The 20,046-nt window shown below is 59.1% G+C and carries 15 protein-coding genes and 3 pseudogenes; 13 read left to right on the forward strand and 5 right to left on the reverse strand.

Annotation, left to right across the window (positions count from 1 at the left end; all coding sequences use genetic code 11):
* The first annotated feature begins 171 nt into the window (after nucleotides 1-171).
* Both fabG and ACVDG8_RS13400 read left to right on the forward strand, forming a co-directional pair.
* Nucleotides 172-904, forward strand: a pseudogene (fabG, locus tag ACVDG8_RS13395) (3-oxoacyl-[acyl-carrier-protein] reductase).
* A 169-nt stretch (nucleotides 905-1,073) separates the two neighbouring features.
* Nucleotides 1,074-1,244 carry a hypothetical protein gene (locus ACVDG8_RS13400; RefSeq protein WP_447255076.1) on the forward strand — a complete coding sequence of 57 codons (171 nt, stop codon included), beginning with the start codon at nucleotides 1,074-1,076 and terminating at the stop codon, nucleotides 1,242-1,244.
* Nucleotides 1,245-1,487: 243 nt separating this feature from the next.
* Here the strand turns inward: ACVDG8_RS13400 and ACVDG8_RS13405 are convergent, their stop codons facing one another.
* Nucleotides 1,488-2,471, reverse strand: a complete 984-nt coding sequence (locus ACVDG8_RS13405; RefSeq protein ID WP_455707748.1) for a LysR family transcriptional regulator — start codon at nucleotides 2,469-2,471, stop codon at nucleotides 1,488-1,490.
* Nucleotides 2,472-2,770: 299 nt separating this feature from the next.
* Here ACVDG8_RS13405 and ACVDG8_RS13410 point away from each other — a divergent pair, with 299 nt between their 5' ends.
* From ACVDG8_RS13410 to ACVDG8_RS13450, 9 genes are all read left to right on the forward strand, one after another.
* Entirely contained in the window at nucleotides 2,771-3,361 is a 591-nt protein-coding gene (locus ACVDG8_RS13410; RefSeq protein ID WP_447255077.1) for a NodA family N-acyltransferase, read from the forward strand.
* Nucleotides 3,358-3,999, forward strand: a complete 642-nt coding sequence (gene nodB, locus ACVDG8_RS13415) for a chitooligosaccharide deacetylase NodB (protein WP_447255078.1) — start codon at nucleotides 3,358-3,360, stop codon at nucleotides 3,997-3,999. The genes ACVDG8_RS13410 and nodB overlap by 4 nt, the downstream gene beginning before the upstream one ends.
* Before the next feature lie 14 nt (nucleotides 4,000-4,013).
* Nucleotides 4,014-5,369 (forward strand): chitooligosaccharide synthase NodC, encoded by a 1,356-nt coding sequence (gene nodC / locus ACVDG8_RS13420; RefSeq protein WP_447255079.1) that lies wholly within the window; start codon nucleotides 4,014-4,016, stop codon nucleotides 5,367-5,369.
* Between the two features lie 207 nt (nucleotides 5,370-5,576).
* On the forward strand, nucleotides 5,577-6,491 hold the full coding sequence (gene nodI / locus ACVDG8_RS13425; protein ID WP_447255080.1) for a nodulation factor ABC transporter ATP-binding protein NodI: 915 nt from the start codon (nucleotides 5,577-5,579) through the stop codon (nucleotides 6,489-6,491).
* 3 nt (nucleotides 6,492-6,494) lie between these two features.
* Complete coding sequence (locus tag ACVDG8_RS13430; RefSeq protein WP_447255081.1) at nucleotides 6,495-7,283, forward strand: ABC transporter permease; 789 nt, start codon at nucleotides 6,495-6,497, stop codon at nucleotides 7,281-7,283.
* Nucleotides 7,284-7,447: 164 nt separating this feature from the next.
* Entirely contained in the window at nucleotides 7,448-8,185 is a 738-nt protein-coding gene (locus ACVDG8_RS13435) for a sulfotransferase (RefSeq protein WP_447255082.1), read from the forward strand.
* A 359-nt stretch (nucleotides 8,186-8,544) separates the two neighbouring features.
* The gene (locus tag ACVDG8_RS13440; RefSeq protein WP_447257334.1) at nucleotides 8,545-10,590 is read left to right on the forward strand and encodes a carbamoyltransferase family protein; all 2,046 of its coding nucleotides are present in this window, start codon (nucleotides 8,545-8,547) and stop codon (nucleotides 10,588-10,590) included.
* 169 nt (nucleotides 10,591-10,759) lie between these two features.
* Nucleotides 10,760-10,972: a hypothetical protein gene (locus ACVDG8_RS13445; protein ID WP_447255083.1), complete on the forward strand. Its 213-nt coding sequence runs from the start codon at nucleotides 10,760-10,762 to the stop codon at nucleotides 10,970-10,972.
* A 672-nt stretch (nucleotides 10,973-11,644) separates the two neighbouring features.
* Nucleotides 11,645-12,304 (forward strand): transposase, encoded by a 660-nt coding sequence (locus tag ACVDG8_RS13450; RefSeq protein WP_447255084.1) that lies wholly within the window; start codon nucleotides 11,645-11,647, stop codon nucleotides 12,302-12,304.
* 236 nt (nucleotides 12,305-12,540) lie between these two features.
* On the opposite strand, the gene ACVDG8_RS13455 is transcribed toward ACVDG8_RS13450, so the two are convergent.
* From ACVDG8_RS13455 to pdxR, 4 genes are all read right to left on the reverse strand, one after another.
* On the reverse strand, nucleotides 12,541-13,383 hold the full coding sequence (locus ACVDG8_RS13455) for a TIM barrel protein (protein ID WP_447257335.1): 843 nt from the start codon (nucleotides 13,381-13,383) through the stop codon (nucleotides 12,541-12,543).
* A 565-nt stretch (nucleotides 13,384-13,948) separates the two neighbouring features.
* Nucleotides 13,949-14,569: an FMN-binding negative transcriptional regulator gene (locus ACVDG8_RS13460; protein ID WP_447255085.1), complete on the reverse strand. Its 621-nt coding sequence runs from the start codon at nucleotides 14,567-14,569 to the stop codon at nucleotides 13,949-13,951.
* Between the two features lie 656 nt (nucleotides 14,570-15,225).
* Nucleotides 15,226-15,948 (reverse strand): B3/B4 domain-containing protein, encoded by a 723-nt coding sequence (locus ACVDG8_RS13465; protein WP_447257336.1) that lies wholly within the window; start codon nucleotides 15,946-15,948, stop codon nucleotides 15,226-15,228.
* A gap of 215 nt (nucleotides 15,949-16,163) precedes the next feature.
* Nucleotides 16,164-17,669: a MocR-like pyridoxine biosynthesis transcription factor PdxR gene (gene pdxR / locus ACVDG8_RS13470; RefSeq protein WP_455707837.1), complete on the reverse strand. Its 1,506-nt coding sequence runs from the start codon at nucleotides 17,667-17,669 to the stop codon at nucleotides 16,164-16,166.
* 110 nt (nucleotides 17,670-17,779) lie between these two features.
* Here pdxR and ACVDG8_RS13475 point away from each other — a divergent pair.
* Nucleotides 17,780-18,966, forward strand: a pseudogene (locus ACVDG8_RS13475) (trans-sulfuration enzyme family protein).
* 40 nt (nucleotides 18,967-19,006) lie between these two features.
* Nucleotides 19,007-19,904: pseudogene (locus ACVDG8_RS13480) on the forward strand (dihydrodipicolinate synthase family protein).
* The last annotated feature ends 142 nt before the right edge of the window (nucleotides 19,905-20,046 follow it).

Genomic DNA, 20,046 nt, shown 5'->3' on the forward strand with positions numbered 1-20,046 from the left:
TCGTGCGGCCGATGCCGGCCCCCAATTGGTGCGCGAACTCACCCAACGCCGTTTGGCTGCAGAGAATATTACGTGGCAGCGGATCGGGAGCTGCGAGGACGCCATCCATCAAGCCGAGACTTCCGGTTCAGCGGAACCGAATTCACCGGCCTGAAGAGAAGAGGACAAGACATGTTCGAATTGACCGGCCGCAAGGCGCTCGTCACCGGGGCATCGGGAGGCATCGGCGAGGCGATCGCCAGGGTGCTGCATGCGCAGGGCGCGATCGTTGGCCTGCATGGCACCCGCGTCGAGAAACTGGAGGCGCTGGCTAGCGAGCTTGGCGACCGGGTCAAGCTGTTCCCGGCCAATTTGTCCAACCGTGACGAGGTCAAGGCGCTCGGCCAGAAAGCCGAGGCCGATCTCGAAGGTGTCGACATCCTGGTCAACAATGCCGGCATCACCAAGGACGGCCTGTTCGTGCGCATGTCGGACGCCGATTGGGACAGCGTGCTCGAGGTCAATCTGACCGCCGTTTTCCGGCTCACCCGCGAACCATCTGATGATGCGTCGGCGCCATGGCCGCATCATCAACATCACCTCGGTGGTCGGAGTGACCGGCAATCCCGGCCAGACCAACTACTGCGCCTCCAAGGCCGGCATGATCGGTTTCTCCAAGTCGCTGGCGCAGGAGATCGCCACCCGCAACATCACCGTCAACTGCGTCGCCCCCGGTTTCATCGAATCGGCGATGACCGACAAGCTCAACGACAAGCAGAAAGAGGCGATCATGGCGGCGATCCCGACACGCCGCATGGGCACCAGCGTTGAAGTCGCATCCGCGGTCGCCTATCTCGCCTCCAATGAAGCCGCCTACGTCACGGGCCAGACCATCCACGTCAATGGCGGCACGGCGATGATCTGAGCACGGGTGATCCGAGCCTAACCTCGTCGCCGGCGACAGGTCTCACCGCCACGGCTTGCGAGGGCAACTGCTGCTGCAATGCGGATCAAACCTCCGCGGCGCTTGTCGTGAAGTGCCGCCGCAGCGCAAAGGGGAACTCTAAGCCAGCCGCAGGCCTCGCTTCGATACGGTGGATTTCGCCCGCCCGTCGGGCGTAGCCTTGCGCCATCCGATCGCCGACACGGGGTTCAACAGCAACTCCATCCTTGCCGATCTGAACGAGTGCGGCGTTAGGATCGTGATCCAGCACGATCCGAGGCGGGGCCTTGCCGCCGCGATCTGGAAGCGTCATCTCATCTAGAACTTCTTCTGCACCCAAGCGCATGCGAGCTGATAAACTCAACCAGAGCTCGAAGCGCCCATCGACCGCAACCGCGGCATAAACAAACCATGGGCCTCAGCAAGCCCAGACCAAGGCCAGCCAAGCTGCGAATCCGGACGCGGTATCCGACCCAGAGACATGCACTTTTAGCTCCGCTTCTCGCCATGGGAGTCTCACAGTCTGCAAGCGCATCACCTGCCAATCAGCTGACAATCTGTCGCCTCAGGCAACATGAGAGTGGGCGATAACGGCCGGCACAAGGCCAGGAGCGCTGGGGGCCTCTCGTGGATTCGCAGGAGTCGCAAGCCGGGATGCTTCCTGCACCATTATCTCCCGCATCCAGATGCTGGCCGGATCGCTGTTGTGGTTGGCCAGCCATTGGACGGCTTCGGTGAAAACGGGAAGGGGCAATGGAAGTTCGACGACCTTAAGAGGGAATGTTTTTTCGAAGTGCTTAACCAGCCGGAGGGGCACGGACGAAATACGAGCTGTGCCGGACACCATTGGCGGCACCATGCTGAAGCCCTGCACCTCGACTTCGACACGTCTTTTTAGGCCGTGCTCGAGCAAGAACAGTTCCTCCATGGAGGGCTTGCGCCAACGTCCGAACCTGACGCAGACGTGCCTCATCGACAGGTATCTCTCAAATGTAAGCTGCCGTGGCAGCTGCTTATTGGCGGCACAGCCCACGCATACCAGCTTCTCATCGAAAAGCGCTACGCTTGGATACGCGCCCGACATGAACATATCCGGAAGAATTGCGAAGTCGATGTCGCCGCGCCGGAGGAGCTCATCTGGGTCGTCATCGAACGGCAGCAATTCGAACGTGACGGAGGGGGCTTCCCGGGCAACACGCTCCACGACTTTCTCAAAAAAAACGAGCGTGGCGAAATCGGAAATAATGATCCTGAAGCGTCGATCGGATCGAGCCGGGTCAAACGGATCCGAAGAAATAATCGAGGACTGGATACGCAGGAGAGCGTCGCGGACTGCAGGGGCAAGTGCAATCGCACGTGACGTCAGAACGCGTTCTCGACCGTTCATGCTGAACAGTTCATCACCAAAAAAATCGCGCAGCCGGGCGACAGCCGCACTCATGGCCGGCTGACTCAGATTTATGCGGCGTGCCGCCGCCGAGAGATTGCGCTCGGCCAGCAATGCGTCCAGCACAACGAGAAGGTTGAGATCAAGCCCCTTGAAACGCATGCCTGCGGCTATCCATAGAGTGGATACCTTTCATCGAAACAAACGATTTTACCAGTTTTGCCGAACGTCGCATAGGGACCTCACAAGAGATGTAAGCAAGCCCTAAAGGAACTTGATGCTTGCGTGGGTGCCGGACAGCATTTCTGGCGTACGCGTTCCGGTGTCAACCGGCTCGCAGGTCCAGTGCGGCTAAAGCTCACCGGTGACCTGCGAAAGCCATATCGCGCCGGCTCGACGCGACAAGCTCCCCGTCATTAGGCGCTTACCTCAGGAAAACAGGAACGGACAGAGGTCTTTGCATGCGCTCTGAAGTGCAGTGGAGGTTGTGTTGGGAAAACGAGTTGCAACTGCATGAGCATGTCGAGCTCTCAGACTTCTTGCACAAAACCTATGGAGGGACTGGCACCTTCCCCGCAATGCGATTCGAAGGCGGCCGCAGTTGGGCCGGCGCGAGGCCAGAGTTCCGCGCAATTGGTAGGGACACGCACGGTGTAGCGGCACATCTCGGTCTACTGCGCCGTTTCATCAAAGTTGGCGAGATCGACGTGCTGGTGGCCGAACTCGGATTGTACGGGGTGCGTCGGGATCTTGAGGGCCTCGGCATCAGCTTGTCGATGCGCCGTCTGTATCCGGCGCTGCAGCAGATGGGCGTTCCATTCGCTTTCGGCACCGTTCGGCACGAAATGCGAAATCACATCCAGAGGCTCTGCAAGGTGGGGCTTGGGAAGATTGTGCCGGACGTTCGCATCCGCTCGACCCTGGCAGACATGCACCCCGACCTGCCGCCCACACTGTTGGAGGACGATCTCGTATTTGTCTCGCCGATTGGGCGGTCGATCGACGAGTGGCCGTGCGGCACCTTCATCGAGCGGAACGGTCCGGAGCTATGAAACATCTGGACTGCATATGTGAAGTGGCCAGTGACTGCGCAGACGGCACCCAAGAGCGCAGCGTCTATCTCACGTTTGACGACGGTCCCGATCCCGTTTGGACACCGGCGGTCCTGGACGTGTTGGCGCAAAACCGGACACCGGCGACGTTCTTCCTGATCGGTGACGCGGCTGTAGACCGGCCGGAGCTTGTCCGGCGAATGATTGCAGATGGGCATGAAGTGGCCAATCACACGATGACTCATCCGGACCTGTCCAGATGCGAACCCGGCGAAGTTGAACGTGAAATAGGTGAGGCGAACAGGGCCATCAGCATGGCGTGCCCCGAAGCTACGGTGCGTTACTTTCGCGCGCCGTATGGGAGCTGGACCGAGGAAGTTCTCATAGCCTCGGCGAGCAGTGGATTGGCACCCCTGCATTGGTCAGTAGATCCGCGAGACTGGTCTCGCCCCGGCGCCGACTTGATTGTCGACGCAGTTCTCGCGGGTGTCCGCCCGGGGGCGATTGTGCTCCTGCACGACGGGTGCGAGCGCTCTCAAAGCGACCCACGCGAGCAGACGGTTATCGCACTCTCCCGCCTAATTCCGGCGCTGCTCGACCGCGGATTCACAGTCCGACCCCTTCCTCAACACCATTGAACAAACGAGATCTTATGGACCCGCTTACCACAGCCAGCACCGTCGCCGTTTCGTGTTACGCGCTGCTCTCGACCGTTTATAAAGGCATGCAAGCGGTTTACGCGCAGCCGGGGCACATTGCGTCAATCTCGGATGACTTGATCGCCTCCGACCTTTGGCCGAGCGTGGATGTCATTATTCCCTGCTACAATGAGGAACCGGGTACACTTTCCGCCTGTCTGGCTTCTGTTGCGAACCAGGAATACGCGGGAAAGCTGCACGTCTATGTGGTTGATGACGGTTCTGGAAATCGCAACGCCCTCATACCGGTGCATCACGCCTACGTAGACGACCCCAGATTCACGTTTATTCAGCTCCCCCACAATGTCGGCAAGCGCAAGGCGCAGATTGCCGCGATCCGTGGCTCGTCTGGAGATTTCGTGCTCAGCGTCGACTCTGACACGACACTTGAGCCCCATGTGATTGCGAAACTTACCGCAAAGATGCGGGATCCAGCGATCGGCGCCGCCATGGGCCAGCTGACGGCATCCAACCGGAGCGACACTTGGCTGACCCGGTTGATTGACATGGAGTACTGGCTCGCTTGCAACGAGGAGCGAGCTGCGCAGGCCCGCTTTGGTGCGGTCATGTGCTGTTGCGGCCCATGCGCAATGTACCGCCGCTCATCTCTGATGTCGCTGCTAGATCAATACGAGACTCAGCTGTTTAGAGGCAAACCTAGCGACTTCGGCGAGGACCGCCATCTTACCATCCTGATGCTGAAAGCAGGCTTTCGAACCGAGTACGTTCCGGACGCCATCGCGGCGACCGTCGTTCCGGAAAAGCTGGGGCCCTATCTGCGCCAGCAACTACGCTGGGCACGAAGCACTTTCCGCGACACGTTGCTGGCACTGCGCCTGTTGCCGAGCCTCGATCGCTATCTCACCTTGGACGTAATTGGACAGAATCTCGGCCCATTGTTGCTCGCCGTCGCTGTACTTGCCGGGCTCGCAGGGCTCGTATCGACAGACACAGTGCCTTGGCCAACGGCGATTATCATTGCTGGCATGACGACCATTCGATGCACCGTGATAGCTTTTCGTGCACGTCAATTTCGGTTTTTCGGCTTTTCTCTGCACACGTTCATCAACATCTTTCTCCTACTTCCCTTGAAAGCTTATGCGTTGTGCACCTTAAGCAACAGTGACTGGCTGTCGCGCAAAAACGCTACCCAGCCCCACGGGAGCCAGAAGCCGATCATCACCGCAAACTCGATCACCCGGGCAAATGGTACAGGCAGTCCGGGAATTGCCGGCTCGAAGCGTACGACGGATCGTACGCGAGATTCCGCACAGTTGGCTAAGCCTGGCGTTCTTCACAGCTCCGACTGACCGAATAATTTGCGTCGCCAATAAGTCGTGGGCTTAGGCATGCATCAACTTCAGAACGGGAACCAGCCGAATGCGGTCTTTGGCGGAGCGACACGCCTTCCGCTGTCATTCCCAAAGGACCAGCACAGATATGGCTGCTCTCTGGACCAGAACCTCGAAAGTAAGCTGCTGGCCGCCGATTGGCCTGTTTCAGCCTGAGATAGACGAATGTCCAATGTAGCAATCGACCTTGCCGACGTAACCAAGTCATTTGGCAGCAAGCTCGTAGTGAACGGGTTGTCATTCGCCGTGGGTACGGGAGAGTGCTTCGGCCTGCTGGGGCCGAACGGTGCAGGTAAGAGCACGATTGCACGCATGCTGCTCGGCATGACCCGGCCTGACTCCGGTAAGATCACAGTGCTCGGATTGCCGGTTCCGGCTCGAAGTCGCCTAGCCCGCAAGGGCATAGGCGTCGTTCCCCAGTTCGATAACCTGGACCTGGAATTCACGGTCCGCGAGAACCTGGTGGTGTTCGGGCGCTACTTCGGCATGAGCACACGGCAGATTCAAGGTGTCGTTCCATCTCTCCTCGAGTTTGCCCGCCTTGAGAGCAAGGCGGAGGCGCGTGTCGGCCAGCTGTCAGGCGGCATGAGGCGGCGTCTAACTTTGGCACGCGCGCTTATCAACGACCCCCAACTCCTTATAATGGACGAGCCGACTACTGGCCTCGACCCGCACGCCCGCCACCTGATCTGGGAGCGGCTCCGTTTTCTGCTGGCGAGCGGAAAGACGATCATTTTGACTACCCACTTCATGGAAGAGGCTGAGCGGCTATGCGATCGGCTGTGTGTACTGGAGCGGGGACGCAAGATTGCCGAGGGCAGCCCTCATGCTCTGATAGACGAGCATATCGGATGCAATGTGATCGAGATCTTTGGCGGCAATCCGCAGGAGCTGACTTCACTGATCCAGCCGTACGTTCAGCGCATTGAGGTAAGCGGCGAGACGCTCTTTTGCTATGCGCCCGATCCAGAGCAGGTGCATCTCCAGCTTCGCGGGCGCGCGGGTCTGCGGATTCTGGAGCGCCCACCAAGTCTGGAGGATGTCTTCTTGCGGCTAACCGGACGCGAGATGGAGAAGTGAAAAATGCGTGAAGGTCTTGCGGCGGCACTGCCCGCGAACGCGTGGAACTGGATTGCGGTGTGGCGCCGGAACTATCTGGCGTGGAAGAAGGTCGCATTTGTCTCGCTTCTCGGCACTCTTGCCGATCCTATGATTTACCTTTTCGGGCTCGGTACGGGGCTTGGACTGATGATAGGTCGGGTTGAAGGCGCTTCGTACATTGCCTTCTTGGCAGCCGGGATGGTCGCGACAGGCGCGATGACCGCATCGACCTTCGAAACAATATACGCGGTTTTCAGTCGCATGCGCGACCTGGGCACCTGGGAAGCAATTCTTCATACACAACTCACCCTGGGCGACATCGTTCTTGGTGAATTGGCATGGGCAGCCACCAAGGCCTTTCTGGCCGGTACCGCAATTACCATTGTTGCTGTTACGCTGGGCTATGCCGATTGGACGTCCCTGCCCTATGTGCTGCCGGTGGTCGCTCTCACCGGCTTCGCCTTTGCCAGCCTGGCAATGGTCGTCATCGCGCTCACACCCAGCTATCACTATTTTATATTCTATCAGACGCTCGTCATCACACCCATGCTGTTCCTGTCTGGCGCGGTCTTTCCAGTCGGCCAGTTGCCAGGCGCCTTTCAGCGCGTGGCGGCCTTCTCCCCGCTGGCGAACTCTATCGACCTGATTCGCCCGGTAATGCTTGGCCACGTGGCAGACAACGTCGGGCTGCATGTCGGCGCACTTTGTATGTACACGGTTTTGCCGTTCTTCCTCTCTGCTGCGCTCTTTCGCCGACGCCTGATGCGTTGACGCTGCTTACGACGGCACGAGAAGGAGGGCCGCGATGCATCTTGAATTGGCCACCATCAAAGCTGTAGCCGAATTGAGTCCGCGTTCAAGACATAGCAGCCGAACTTCTGATGCCCTGGTCCGCCCTAAGCCTCGCGACCACTACTAGCTGGAACCACATAGCAATGAAACACCACACGCCGATGCCTCAGCCCTTTGTTATCCTTGCCATGCCAAGGACTGGCACACATTATTTGGAGGAATTGCTAAACGAGCATCCGACCGTGCTGAGCAACGGTGAGTTGCTCAATGAGTACGACACCAATTGGCCCGGGAAGGATCGCCTGCTACGCTCGGATCGTGAGCTCCTCGAACAAGCTTATTTGCGTTATCCGACGCCAGACTACAAGAACGTGACGCATATTGGCTGCAAGATCAACGAGCCCCAATTTCACGAACGTCCAGGTTTTTTTGCTGAACTGACTCGTTGGCCAGCACTCAAGGTCATACTCGTAACTCGAAACATATTGGAATCGCTTCGGTCCTTTGCACAGGCAAGGCAAAGCGGCCAATGGCTGAAATTCAGTTCGGACGCCGCTCGGCCGCCGCGCGTAAGATTGTCAATCGCTGATTGCGAGGCTTACTTCAAAGCCGCGGACAATTTCCACGCTCGCATCGAGCACTCCTTCACGACGAGCCAGCTGCTTGTAGTCGAATACGAGAGCCTCCTTCACGAACCCGCTGCTTGCTTGGGAAAGGTTTGGCATTTTTTGGGCGCACCGGCCGTTGGGCTATCTGATCGCGCCGTCCTTAAGCGCCAGGAAACGCGAGCGCTGGACCAGACAGTGCAGAATTTTGATGAGTTGCAGCTCCACTTCGCGCACGGACCATACGCCCGGTTCTTTGACGTGGGTGGTCTGTGATTGGCCCGCTCCGCCGAAGGCAAGCTTGCTGCGGGGCCACTCGATACCTTCCATTGAAGGTTGAAATTACGAACCACCCGGTGGCGCCTGCCGCAGTTCTCAACAGGAATGGCGGCCTTAGCGGAGCTTTCCTTCCTTGGGCATACCGCGTCGGGACCACGCGGCCTTTTCTGGTCAGTGGGGCCATGCTGGCAATTTCGAAACGTTGGGCCGGATTCTGGCACAGACGACACCCCTGCCAGAGTTTGACGATGTCTGATTGGGGTCGCAGGCGAGAAAGATAATGGAGCCCGTTCTAAGTCGAACGGGCTTGAGCCGGGCCAGTTGGTCCTTTTTGTCATAATAACATGGAGATCGAAATGTTGTGTCTAGGAGTGAGTGGCGGATTGGACAAAGTCCATGAAAACCGATTCCAGTTTGCGAATACATTTTTGCACGATGGTGCTGCGGTGCTCGTCCGAGACGGAGAGGTAATAGCGGCCGTTGAAGAGGAGCGCCTCAACCGGATCAAGCACTCCAACAAGCTCGCCAGTGGCGCGATTCAATACTGTCTTTCAGCCGCTGGAGTTCAGCTCAAAGACATCGATCGTGTAGCGTTTTACACTACTGAAGCCTATTGTAACGCCGCCCTGGAGAAGATGCTTATTTCCCAGCCGGACGCCTCCATCCCTTTGGACGCTAAATTGGTGGTACAGAAACTGTTCGCGCAGGAGTTCGGCACCGAACTGGAGGCTTCGCGTATCTCATTCGTAAGTCATCATCAGGCGCACGCGGTAAGTGCTTTTGCAATGTCGGGCTTCGAACAAAGCCTGATTTTCGCGATTGATGGCTCTGGTGATTTCTTGTCGGGCCTCTTGGCGGTCGGGTCTGGCACAGAAATCCGGCAGCTCGAAAGTTTCCCAGAGAATAACTCTCTTGGCCTGTTCTATATAGAGACTATTCGGCATCTGGGCTACGGCATGTTCGATGAATATAAGGTAATGGGGCTTTCCCCATACGGCGATGCAGTTCCCTATCGCGAGCTCTTCGAGCAGTTCTATGAACTCTTGCCCAACGGTGGCTACCGCGTCCATCTGGACCGCATCGGCCCGACGCTGCTCCGCAACATCAGTGTCAGGCGAAAGGGAATGCCATTCACACAGCAACATCGTGATGTGAGTGCCTCATTGCAGGAAGCGCTGGAGCGGATCGTGTTCCACATTCTCCGCCATCATCGTGAGGCGACCGGGATGAAGCGGCTGTGCCTGGCTGGAGGCGTAGCCCACAACTGCTCGATGAATGGCAAACTGCTGTATTCAGGGCTTTTCGAAGATATTTTTGTTCAACCCGCAGCGCATGACGCTGGGTGTGCATTGGGCGCCGCACTCATGGCATCTGCTGAGCTGGGGCACCCTGCGCCGCGCAAGCGGTTGCGGGAGGTCTATTGGGGGCCTGATCTCGGAAGCGATCAGGCCGTCGAGCAGGAACTTATTGCATGGGCCGGGCACATCGAGGTCGAACGCACCGATGATGTGGCCAGCAGTGCAGCCGACTTGATGGCCAATGGCGCGGTGATCGGCTGGGTGCAGGGCCGTTCGGAGTTCGGTCCACGTGCGCTTGGCAACCGCAGCATTCTTGCAGATCCACGACCTGCCGCAAACAAGGAGCGGATCAACGCAATGGTTAAGAAGCGCGAAGGTTATCGGCCCTTCGCGCCATCGGTGCTGGAGGAGGATGCGGCCGAATTTTTCGACCTGCCGGACACTGAATGCGAATTCCCTTTCATGAATTTCGTCGTTCGTGTGCGCGACTCTATGCGTGGCTTGCTCGGCGCCATCACGCACGTCGACGGTACCGCGCGGCTGCAAACCGTATCGCGCAAAGCCAATCCGGCCTACTGGGACCTCATTAATGCTTTCAAGAAGCGGACGGGCATCCCAATTTTGCTGAACACATCTTTCAACAACAACGCCGAGCCGATCGTCGATTCAGTTGCAGACTCGATTGCCACCTTCCTAACGACAGAATTGGACGGACTTGTGGTCGGGCCGTTCCTCGTCAAGAAACGGGCTACCGCGCTGGAGGATTGGACTGCGCTCGCGGTTTCGTTGCCTCCTCAGTTTAGTCTGCATCAAGTACGTGCTTATACAACGCCAGATCGCCAGGAGACGGTCTGCGAGATCCGCGCAGTCCACTCCCCTCGCGACGGTGTGCGCATTTCAAGTGAAGTGTACGCTCTGCTCATTCAGATCGAGGGCGAAGCCGTGCTGGGGGATCTCCTTAATCCAATCACGCGAGATGAAGCTAAGCGTCAAGCTCTTACAAAGGAGCTTCGTCAGTTGTGGGAGCAGCGCTGCATTCGGCTGCACCCCTCACAAGCTGCTCGCGTCCGTCAAGGCCCCGATCGTTTGCTGGAGCAGGCATAACAGGCCCACCAAAATCACTCTTTTGGCTTCATGCGTTGGCCTGAACAGGAGCGGTGCGTTGTCCAGAGTCGGACTGCTCACCAATGGGTGAGGCGACTCCAAGGCCGGTTGGGGGTCAGTTTGAGTGCCGTTTGACAGCGATGCTTGCTGATGGCTCGTGAAGCGCCCCGTGATCGCCTGGTTGCCGGAAAGGCAACCAGGCGTGCGTCCTTCAGCATTTTCAAACCTGACCGTCGACATCAAAGCCCTCGGCCTTGAGAACGCGCCATCGATCGAACGCGAAAAGCGGGCCGGCCGGCCTTCAGGAGAAAGGCCGACACAAGTGAAGATCGGCTTCAACATATTCGTGAAAGGGGAAACAACTTCTCCGGACATATCGTGAGCGTAGCAAACTCGCTCACAAGAGGTGAAACGGCCGGGTAAAGGCTCCGGGAATTCATGCACTCCGCGGGCCACGAAAACGACCTCCCCAGGGCAAGCCTATATTGGCTTTCCCGATTGCGTACCATTCCACTGAGTGGCTCCGCAAAATTCCCTCGGTCAGCACCGGGACGTTCCGACCAGATGGCCGCCGCGGTACTCGTGCAAGAAGGATTGGCCCCAGCGGTGGCTGCGGCGACGAGCGCGCACCATTCTGCGCAGCTGTCCGCTCTTCGCCGCCGACCCAAGTCGGTTCATGTGTTGATCAGCCGGCCTTCGGATGTAAGCCGTCCTGCACTGCCAGCGCAGATTGGAGATCGGCGCTCTTGAGCAGCTCCTTTCAGTCCGGATGCCAGCCGTCGCTGCGCCGTCGAAAACACGCAAGATAGCTTTTGCATGCTGCGGGGAAGCACCACCTCCTCGGTCTCAAGATGAAATAGCCTGCTTGCTTTAGGTGCTCGTAGGTCTGTTCCGGGATGTGCGTCGCCAGCAGGGCTTGCTCGAGCGGTCGGATGCATATAGCTCGGCTACAGAAGAGGCGGCCAGACCTTCATTCCGTCGTCTGCCGCGACTTCCTGCATAACTCGTCTTCAACAAGGAACGACCTATGAGGCGGCAGCCCCGAGCATTCACGGTGGAGATCAGACAGAAGCGCAGTTCTCAAAAACAGAGTCGTTCGATCTGGAGCGATGTCGACCTCACCGCAGCAATGGCCGAGACAAAAAGGGAACTCGAGGAGATGGAGTCGCCAAATGGTCGCCCTGTTGACTCAAGTGTAGTATCGCTTAATGCTGAACACATGCACAAACCGCGAGCGGAGCATCTCATGGTAAATTCCCTGGAAGCAGAACCAGGAACAACTGCAACGCAACCGGCAGCCAAAGTGGAGACGCCTCAGAAGAAGAAAGCCCAACGGTCGCCGAGAGCTAAGGCTGAGCCCAGGCCGCCTGCTCGGAAGAATGCGCCCAATGCGGCGTCGCAGGCGCAGGAAGCACCAGCAGCGACCGTGCGGACCGGACGCAAGATCTACTCTGAAAAGGAGCGCGCCCAGATGCTCGCCCTTATACAGAAATCTATCGGTGGCGGCGCCACCCATAAGAGCGCCGTAAAGCAGGCCGGGATCTCGGAACAGACCTACTATCAATGGAAGAAAGCTGCGCCGCCTGCATCGGTTGGTGATGATTTGAAGGACCTCGTCGCGCTTGAGGAAGAAAACAAGCGACTGAAGAGCCTGCTCGCGGAACGGCTGCGCAAGGAGAACGCGGAACTGAAGAGGAAGCTGGAGCTTGAATAACGCTGCGGTTGGCTTGGGCCACTCGCCCTTTGTCCGCCATCAGTTGCTCTTCGTCCGAAAACCGATAGCCCGCCGCCCTCAGCATCAGATCCAATCTTCGCCTTGCCGCCCATCGAACTGCCGCGGCCGCCCAAGGCGGTCGAATGGCCAGTCTTAACAATGGTGATGCGGCAAGCGCCTGCATGAGCGAGATACAGCGATCGCAAATGACTTCTCCGCTCAATCGCCTGCGCGAATTAGACTGGCACTCGCCTGAGAAGCCCGCGTCGGATGAGATCGATGCTGGCGGCCAATGCGCCTGCAAAGTCATTTAACGCATGGACCTCCTCCACGAGCTCAAGGGAGAAGGGGCCCGAATAGCCGCCGTCGAGTAGCGTCCGGATTTGGCTGCAATTGTCCGAGCCGCCCAGGATGCGATCCGGGTGAATCCAGAAGGTTGGATCGTTTATGCTCGAAATGTGTACGAGACCGGTCAGGTCGCAGAAGAAGGACGTCTCGCCGGCAAGCGTGTGGTGGAATGTATCGTGCACAAGCCGGAAGGCGGACTGGCCATCAACCGAGGCAATGGCGCTAGCCGCTTCTTTCTTCGACCGAAGTGAGGAGGTCTGAAACCCAAGCGGCTCGATAAGCCCAACAAGACCTCGCGACTGAAGTATTGGCTTTAGCGCCTTTAAGGCGACGCGGAGATTACCTTCGCGCTCGGCATTGGCGGACCGCGAACCGTCGTTCACCGGCACCAGCATGAGTGCCTGGGCGCCGCAGGCGGCCGCATAATCGGCGAGCTTGCTGGCCTCGGCTTTGCGGGCGGGAGTCCATTCGTCGAATCGCTGCAAGGCGTTGACTGAGATAATCGTGACGCCCGCTTCGGCAGCGGCAGCCCGGATATCCGCCGACGGCTTGCCGCGCACAACAGCCTTACTGCACGGATTATTCCGGACTTGCACGTCGGTCAGACCGAGATCGCGGGCGAGTGCGAGGAACGTCATGACGTCAAGCCCAGGTGTCGCCATATGGTCGAGTGCAAACCGAAGCGGCGCCAGGCGCACGGAGTGGCTTTCTTTCATCAAGGCGGCCGCCATTCGCGGCTCACTGGCCGGTTGTTGATTTTCAATGCCCAAATGCTCGGCATAGGGAGGCGAGCCGGTCGAAGTCACCCGCTCTTTCTTCATAGGATTGTCTCTCATTGTGAGCCGACTTTCACGCAACGAGTACTACCGCGCGTCTTGAGACATTCATCTGCTAAGCCAAATGACCGAAGATGGGTCCAGCCTACCCAGCCGCTTCCGCAGATTGAGTAGCAGGCCGCAAGGATGCTGAATCGCTCCCGAGCCAAACTGACGTGGCCGGCTGCTTCGTCGTAGCGAGGTGGACGCCCAGCGCAATCATAGCGCCTCCCCAACCTCTCCCTCAGGCTCTGTTTCGATCCAGGACGCGCTGCTGTGCGGCCTTTAATGCCGCTGGGCACAAGGCCAACACGTCGGCGAGCGTATTGAACGCAATCGGGGCGACCGCCGGCAGGACTGCGTGCGACAACATAGAGTCGCCGAGCACCAGGCGTTATGGCCGGCACAAAAGCCGCGGCAAGGCGTAGGGCGAGTTGCGTCAAATTTGTCATGGTGGTCGATACCAACGCAGTTTATGTTGCTAAGGGATGAAGGAGGCGACCTCACGGTCAGATGCCCGCTCGCTCGCTGCGAGGCCCGCAGCCACTCCGGCACGGTCGGCCGCGTTCCGATTCTGGCTCATCTTGCGCTTGCCCTCGATCCTCGTGATCGACATGCGCAGACCCACAATTCCGCGGAGTTGGGCCTGGACGAAATCCGACGGGGCATCCGACACCGCCCAAGGCGAGACGCGCCCACCCTCGTGGTGGTCGGTCAGGCGATTCACTACCTCCAGCAGCCTCCCGGTGTCCTCGAAGAACTCGACCGGGCCGTAGGCGTGGACGGTGACGTAATTCCAGGTAGGCACAACCTTCCCGGTTTCCTGTTTGGTCGCATACCACGCCGGGGTCACGTAAGCCTCCGGCCCCATGAAGATGGCCAGACCGTCGCCCAGCGGGGGAACACGGCACTGTGGATTGGCCTTGGCGAGGTGGCCGTAGATCACGCCGTGCTCGCCCTCGCTTTCATCAAGCAAGAGGGGCAGCGGCGAGGCGAAGAGTCCTTCGGCCGTCGCGGTGACGAAGTTCGCCAGAGGGGATGCGCGGACGCTCGCCCGCAGGAAATCCATATCATCATCGCGGAAGACGGGAGGGGTGTACATCGGGGGAACTCCGTGTGTGCGCTGCAGGTCGGGATACCGGTAAGCTGGCCCTCAGGAAACAGCCAGTTAATTACAATTGAAGTCGTCCAGTTGGTGAAGTGACCTGGCGAGCCCAGATCATCGGGCCAACTATCTTAGTGGCCCAACAATCGTAGAGGGCCGTGTGTCGAGCTTGCGTAGCCCAGCAGGACCTGCGTGACGCCGAGCTGGCGCCGTCCTCCAGGGTTGGCGAAATTAATTGACACAGCATGTGCCGCCGAGCCGCTGGCGGTGTCGGCGGCAAGCTCGCGACCCGCAGATATGGCTGCGTACCGATCCGCTCGGGAAGTTAGCCTTCAAAGGAGGCGGAGAGCTCCCCCGACGGGTGAGCATGTGCCTCTCGATCGTCATCTCTGATAGGCTTCCGTGCTGCCGGCCTGCCTATCAGCCCGCGCATGCAGGCCAGCTCAGCCTCGGCAGCTGAAGGTCATGTCAACGATCGAGCGCGCCCCATGGTCGATGGGTACAACAACTGCTGTGGTCGTCACACAGATAAGGCAGGCGAAAAAGCATCGACGTCCAAGTCCGCCCTCGGCGGAGAGCCACGAGTGTCTCGCGACCGCTTCGATCGAATTCCATCCGGCTTCCGCCACGCGATGACGGGGACGGCATGTTCCTCAACCGACCCGCCTGGCGTAACTGGCGACCGAGCCTTTAGCGGTGGTGATCTCCTGTTTGTAGACCTTACACCCTGGTGCAAGCTCTCTCAGACCGCTCACGAGCATCTTAGCTGCATCCTCGAGCGCTCTTTCCGGCATCGCTGCTAAGCTTTCCAAAATAAACCACATGCGGCCGCCCACCGTCTCCAACCGGGTCCGCGTGCCCTGCCGCCAGTTCCAGCGTCGACATGTAGCTGCCAGATCGTCGCGCCAGATGACCTCCCCCTTGGAAGGGTTTTCGACGACCGCTTCCCCATTCAAAACAGTATGGAAGCACTCCATTCCTTCCGCAATCGTCAGCCGTGGTTTGCCGACATATGCATCGAAATTTTCGCCGCCGACGGGTATCGAGAAACGCAGGCTCACTGCATTGTAGAGGTCAACGACAGGATTTATTGATGGGATGCGGCCGTCCCGCTCCACCCGTTTTTTCAATGCGTGCGCCGAGCACGGCGTCCGGTTTGGTTTCGCTCCGAATCGGACGTATGCCTCCGCCCAATTGGCCAAGTGCGCTTCTCCCCAGGCGGGTCCTCCCGCTCGGACGAAATCGCAAGCCTCTCCCAACACGTCTCGAGCCATGACGCCTCGTGCACTGTCCTGTGCATCAACAAGAATGCTGATAGCGCGAAAGTCAGGTGCGATCTCTGCTATTTCCTCGTCGATCAGCGGAAAATCCATCAACGCTTCCTCCTTTAAGCCGGCCGCACGGCGCCTTGCTTCCACTGCATGTGAGAGTCTCGTTGAGAACTCTCTTCTCCAGGTCGCAGGGTCAGACTACTGCCCGGGCCCCGGACTGGTCGACAGAGCCAGTCATGGCAAGTCTTGCTGATCCAGTCTGCGATCGCTGCCGGCGTGACTCTGGGGTCACGAGCCAGGCCTGTGCACCGTCAGGCCGGTTATTGAGGATGTTGCCGAGTGCTCGCAAGGCTTTTTACCCGTTGGACAGCGCCAGTAAGGAGCCGAACGCCATTCTCGATCTGCCGAATGGTCAGGGCGGAATAGCCCATCACCAGTCCAATCCGGTCAGCACGGCCTTCATCTCGAATGTACAGCGATGAAATCGGATGGATGCCCACCCCGACCCGCCGCGCCTCTTCAACCAGGATGTCCTCCAGCGACCGAGAAAGATCCCTGAACCAGACGACGACATGCAGCCCTGCATCAGCACCCTCGATGACAATGCTGTCTGCGAACGCGCGTTGAAGGACGGCAAGCAACGCCTCTCGGCGTTCGCCGTTGAGACGGCGGACGCGTCGCACATGGCTTTCATAACCACCGCTCTCGATAAGTGAGGCCAGGGCCTCCTGTTCGGCAACCGGAGAATGCCTGTCGAGAAGCTGCTTGGCCGTCGCAAAGACATCTTGCAACTCGGCCGGAACCACCAGGTAGCCGATGCGCAGCATCGGCGACAGTGTCTTGGAGATCGTCCCAACATAGATCACGGAACTGCGGTCTTCCAGCTTATGCAACGGGGGCACCGGACGAATGTCGTACCGGTACTCGCCATCGTAATCGTCCTCGATGATATAGGCGTCGTTGCGCCGAGCCCATTCGAGGAGTTGATAGCGCCGCGAAATCGACAAGACGCCGCCGAGCGGGAACTGGTGCGACGGGGTGACATAGGCCAGCCGCGCCGGGACTTCCTGCAGCAGCTCCGTCTTCATGCCTTCGCTATCGACGGCGACAGCCACTGGAGTGGCTCCTGTGCTGGCAAAGACGAGGCGCGCCATTCTATAGCAGGGATCCTCGATCACGAAGCTGTCAGAAGGATCCAGCAGCAGACGCGCGCAAAGGTCCAGGCACTGTTGTGATCCACTCACGACGAGGATCTGCTCGACCCGGCAGCTAAGCGTTCGGGCGCGCCACAAATATCCCTGCAGCGCCTGGCGCAAGCGATGCGAACCGCGTGGATCGTGATAGGCCAGCCTTCCGGGACTTTGTGACATCGCCGCGTTCATCGCGCGCTTCCACGTCAGTGCCGGGAAATCAGATGGCGCGAGGTCGCCATACCGGAAATCGAGCTTGAGGCGGTTGGGGAGGTAGTCGGGCCGTGGAGGACTGGCGCGCAGTCGCTCGCCGTAGCTGGAAAGGTGGATCGGGCCAGTCCGTTTCCGCACCGCGCTGGTTGCTTTACTCCCGACTAGCGAAGCTGCAACGCGGGGTCTTGCGCCTTGGATGACCTCAATGAAACCCTCGGCGACCAGTTGGTCATATGCCACCGTCACCGTGGTTCGCGACACACCGAGTTCATTTGCGAGGCCGCGGGACGACGGCAGCTGGCTGCCCGTTTCATAGATGCCGCCCAGGATCTGCTCGCGAAGAGCTTCGCAGATCTGGCGCGCGCCCAGACCTTGCGAGCGAGCTGTCGAAGCGGCAGGGGAAGGCTGGACCATTTCTTTCATCGCCAACTGGACGTTCCATCTGAGTTAGTGTGACGGCATTGTCCCCGAAATCAAGAGGGCTAAAGCCGATGACCAGCGCCGAAGATCCGCTTGAAAACGAGGCAATATCAATGCCGCTCCGGAACGAGGTTGATCTCGCATTCGCCACCCGGGCCATCCATCACGGCTACGATCCGGCTGGCTTTTGCAATTCCGTTCAGACGCCTGTGTTTCTTACATCGACCTAGATTTGAAAGCGTGACAGCAAACGAAGCCGCCGCAGCGCCTGGCGGAAGACTTCTACGCACGCGAATACAACCCGACGACCGAGGTCCTCGAAAAGCGGCTCGCCAATCTCGAAGGAGCCGAAGCTGGGCTGGTACTCGCCTCGGGGATGGCGGCCTTCGGCACGTTGATCCTTTCGCTGCTTACGCAAGGTGACGAACTCATCGTCCACAACACCGTTTATGGCAATACACTCGCCATGGTCGAACAGGGGCTGCCGCATTTTGATCAAGGTCGTTGCCCTCGACCTGTCAAATCCCAGTAATCTCGATGGGGCCATCACCGAAAAGGACCCGGCTCGTTTTCTTCGAGACGCCGGTCAACCCGCTGAGCCGTATCCTCGACATCGCTGCCATTGCCGAACACGCCCATTCTCGCGGGGTGAAGGTCGCGGTCGACAGCACCTTCGCCTCGCCCGCCCTCCAGCGTCCGCTGGAACTCGGAGCTGACATCGTGATCCATTCGCTGACCAAGTACATCAACGGACATGGCGATGCGCTAGGCGGTGTCATACTCGGCGATGCGAAGATATTGCACCTGTTGCGCGAAACTGGCCTGCGCTATCTCACCGGGGCAGCGCTCTCGCCCATGTCCGCATTCCTGATCTTGCGCGGGCTGAAGACACTCACGCTGCGTATGGAGCGTCACAGTGCCTCTAGGCTCGCGGTCGCTCAGGCGCTCGACGCACCCGGCTGTGGCTTGGGTTAGCTATCCGTTTCTCCGCTCTCATCCCGACCCTGAGATCGCGCGCAGGCAGATGTCGAACGGCTCAGGCATGTTGGCTCTCGAAACTGGGTTCGAGGGCGCGCGCCGTATGATGGACCGTCTCACGCTGATCACCAGGGCAGTCAGCCTTGGCGATGCTGACAGTCTCATCTATCCTCCGGCAATCCTGACCCGCTCGCGCAAGTCAATCCGCAAGAACGCGCATTTGCCTGACGCAGTCGGCGACGACCTCATGCGCCTGTCGGTAGAGCTTGAAGACGCCGCCGATTTGATCACCGATCTCGAGCAGGCGCTGGAAGGGGTCTGATGGCCAACGCTTCACGCAATCTAACGACGGGAGCTTCAGCATGGCTTTCCTGAGCGGCCTTTGGCCTTCCCAATAACGCCAAGCGATAGTGACGGCACCGTCGATGTCCTGGCGCTTCGAAAGCTCATAGCGCGGCTTTGTGCAGCAAAGGTGGATTCCATCGGCCTGCTCGGCAGCACCGGCACTTACATGTATCTGTCACGCGAGGAACGCCGCCGGGCAATTTCCGAGGCGCTGGACGAGACGGTGGACGAGTCCCGCTCGTGGGCGTGGGCGCTTTGCGCACCGATGAAGCGGTAAAATATGCAAGTGATGCGAAGGCCCTCGGCGCAGCCGCGGGATTGCTTGCCGCTGTGTCATACAGTCCGCTCACTGAGGACGAAGTTTTCGAGCATTTTTCGACAGTGGCGCGCGAAAGTGGCCTTCCTATCGTGATCTACGACAATCCTGGAAACACGCATTTTCGCTTCACGCCAGCACTCATCGCGCGTCTGGGACAGTTGCCTGAGATCCTCGCTATGAAAAACTCAGCGGACCGGGGCGATGCTATCGAAGGCCAACTTGCGCACCAGAAAGAAATTTTGCCGAAAGGATTCTCGATCGGCTACAGCGGCGACTGGAACGCCACGGCGGCCCTGATTGCGGGCGCCGATACATGGTACAGCGTCCTCGGTGGCATCTTGCCCGAGCCCTGCCTGGGGATGGTCAGAGCGGCTCAGCACGGCGACCACACAGAAGTACACCGGATAGGCGCCACGCTGGCTCCCGTGTGGGAGCTTTTTAAAACGTTCTCGAGCCTTCGCATTGTCTACGCTATCGCCGAGCTCCTCGAAATCTGTTCCACCCAGCCCCCACGGCCAATCAAGCCGGTTTCCGCTGCCGCGAAGTACCAGGTCGCCGAAGTCCTGGCCCGTTTAGGATTAGGTGCCCAATCGTAAGCCCCGCGTTCGAGCGGTGTGCTGACCACCGACGGATTACAGTTCTCGACCCCTACCCATCGCGCTCACCGTGTGTGCCGAGGGAGCGCAGCACCTCCCGTCCCTCGGGATATGTGACCACATCCTTGCGCAGCGGCTTGCG

It is taken from the genome of Mesorhizobium sp. ORM8.1 (genome assembly GCF_053005525.2).

Bases quoted from the DNA above. Each gene is read 5' to 3' on its own strand.
- ACVDG8_RS13460 (WP_447255085.1), bottom strand. From the start codon at position 14,569: ATGTACACCCCTCCCGTCTTCCGCGATGATGATATGGATTTCCTGCGG.
- ACVDG8_RS13440 (WP_447257334.1), top strand. From the start codon at position 8,545: ATGTTGTGTCTAGGAGTGAGTGGCGGATTGGACAAAGTCCATGAAAAC.
- ACVDG8_RS13410 (WP_447255077.1), top strand. From the start codon at position 2,771: ATGCGCTCTGAAGTGCAGTGGAGGTTGTGTTGGGAAAACGAGTTGCAA.
- ACVDG8_RS13455 (WP_447257335.1), bottom strand. From the start codon at position 13,383: ATGGCGGCCGCCTTGATGAAAGAAAGCCACTCCGTGCGCCTGGCGCCG.
- ACVDG8_RS13405 (WP_455707748.1), bottom strand. From the start codon at position 2,471: ATGCGTTTCAAGGGGCTTGATCTCAACCTTCTCGTTGTGCTGGACGCA.
- nodI (WP_447255080.1), top strand. From the start codon at position 5,577: ATGTCCAATGTAGCAATCGACCTTGCCGACGTAACCAAGTCATTTGGC.
- ACVDG8_RS13435 (WP_447255082.1), top strand. From the start codon at position 7,448: ATGAAACACCACACGCCGATGCCTCAGCCCTTTGTTATCCTTGCCATG.
- pdxR (WP_455707837.1), bottom strand. From the start codon at position 17,669: ATGAAAGAAATGGTCCAGCCTTCCCCTGCCGCTTCGACAGCTCGCTCG.
- nodB (WP_447255078.1), top strand. From the start codon at position 3,358: ATGAAACATCTGGACTGCATATGTGAAGTGGCCAGTGACTGCGCAGAC.
- nodC (WP_447255079.1), top strand. From the start codon at position 4,014: ATGGACCCGCTTACCACAGCCAGCACCGTCGCCGTTTCGTGTTACGCG.
- ACVDG8_RS13430 (WP_447255081.1), top strand. From the start codon at position 6,495: ATGCGTGAAGGTCTTGCGGCGGCACTGCCCGCGAACGCGTGGAACTGG.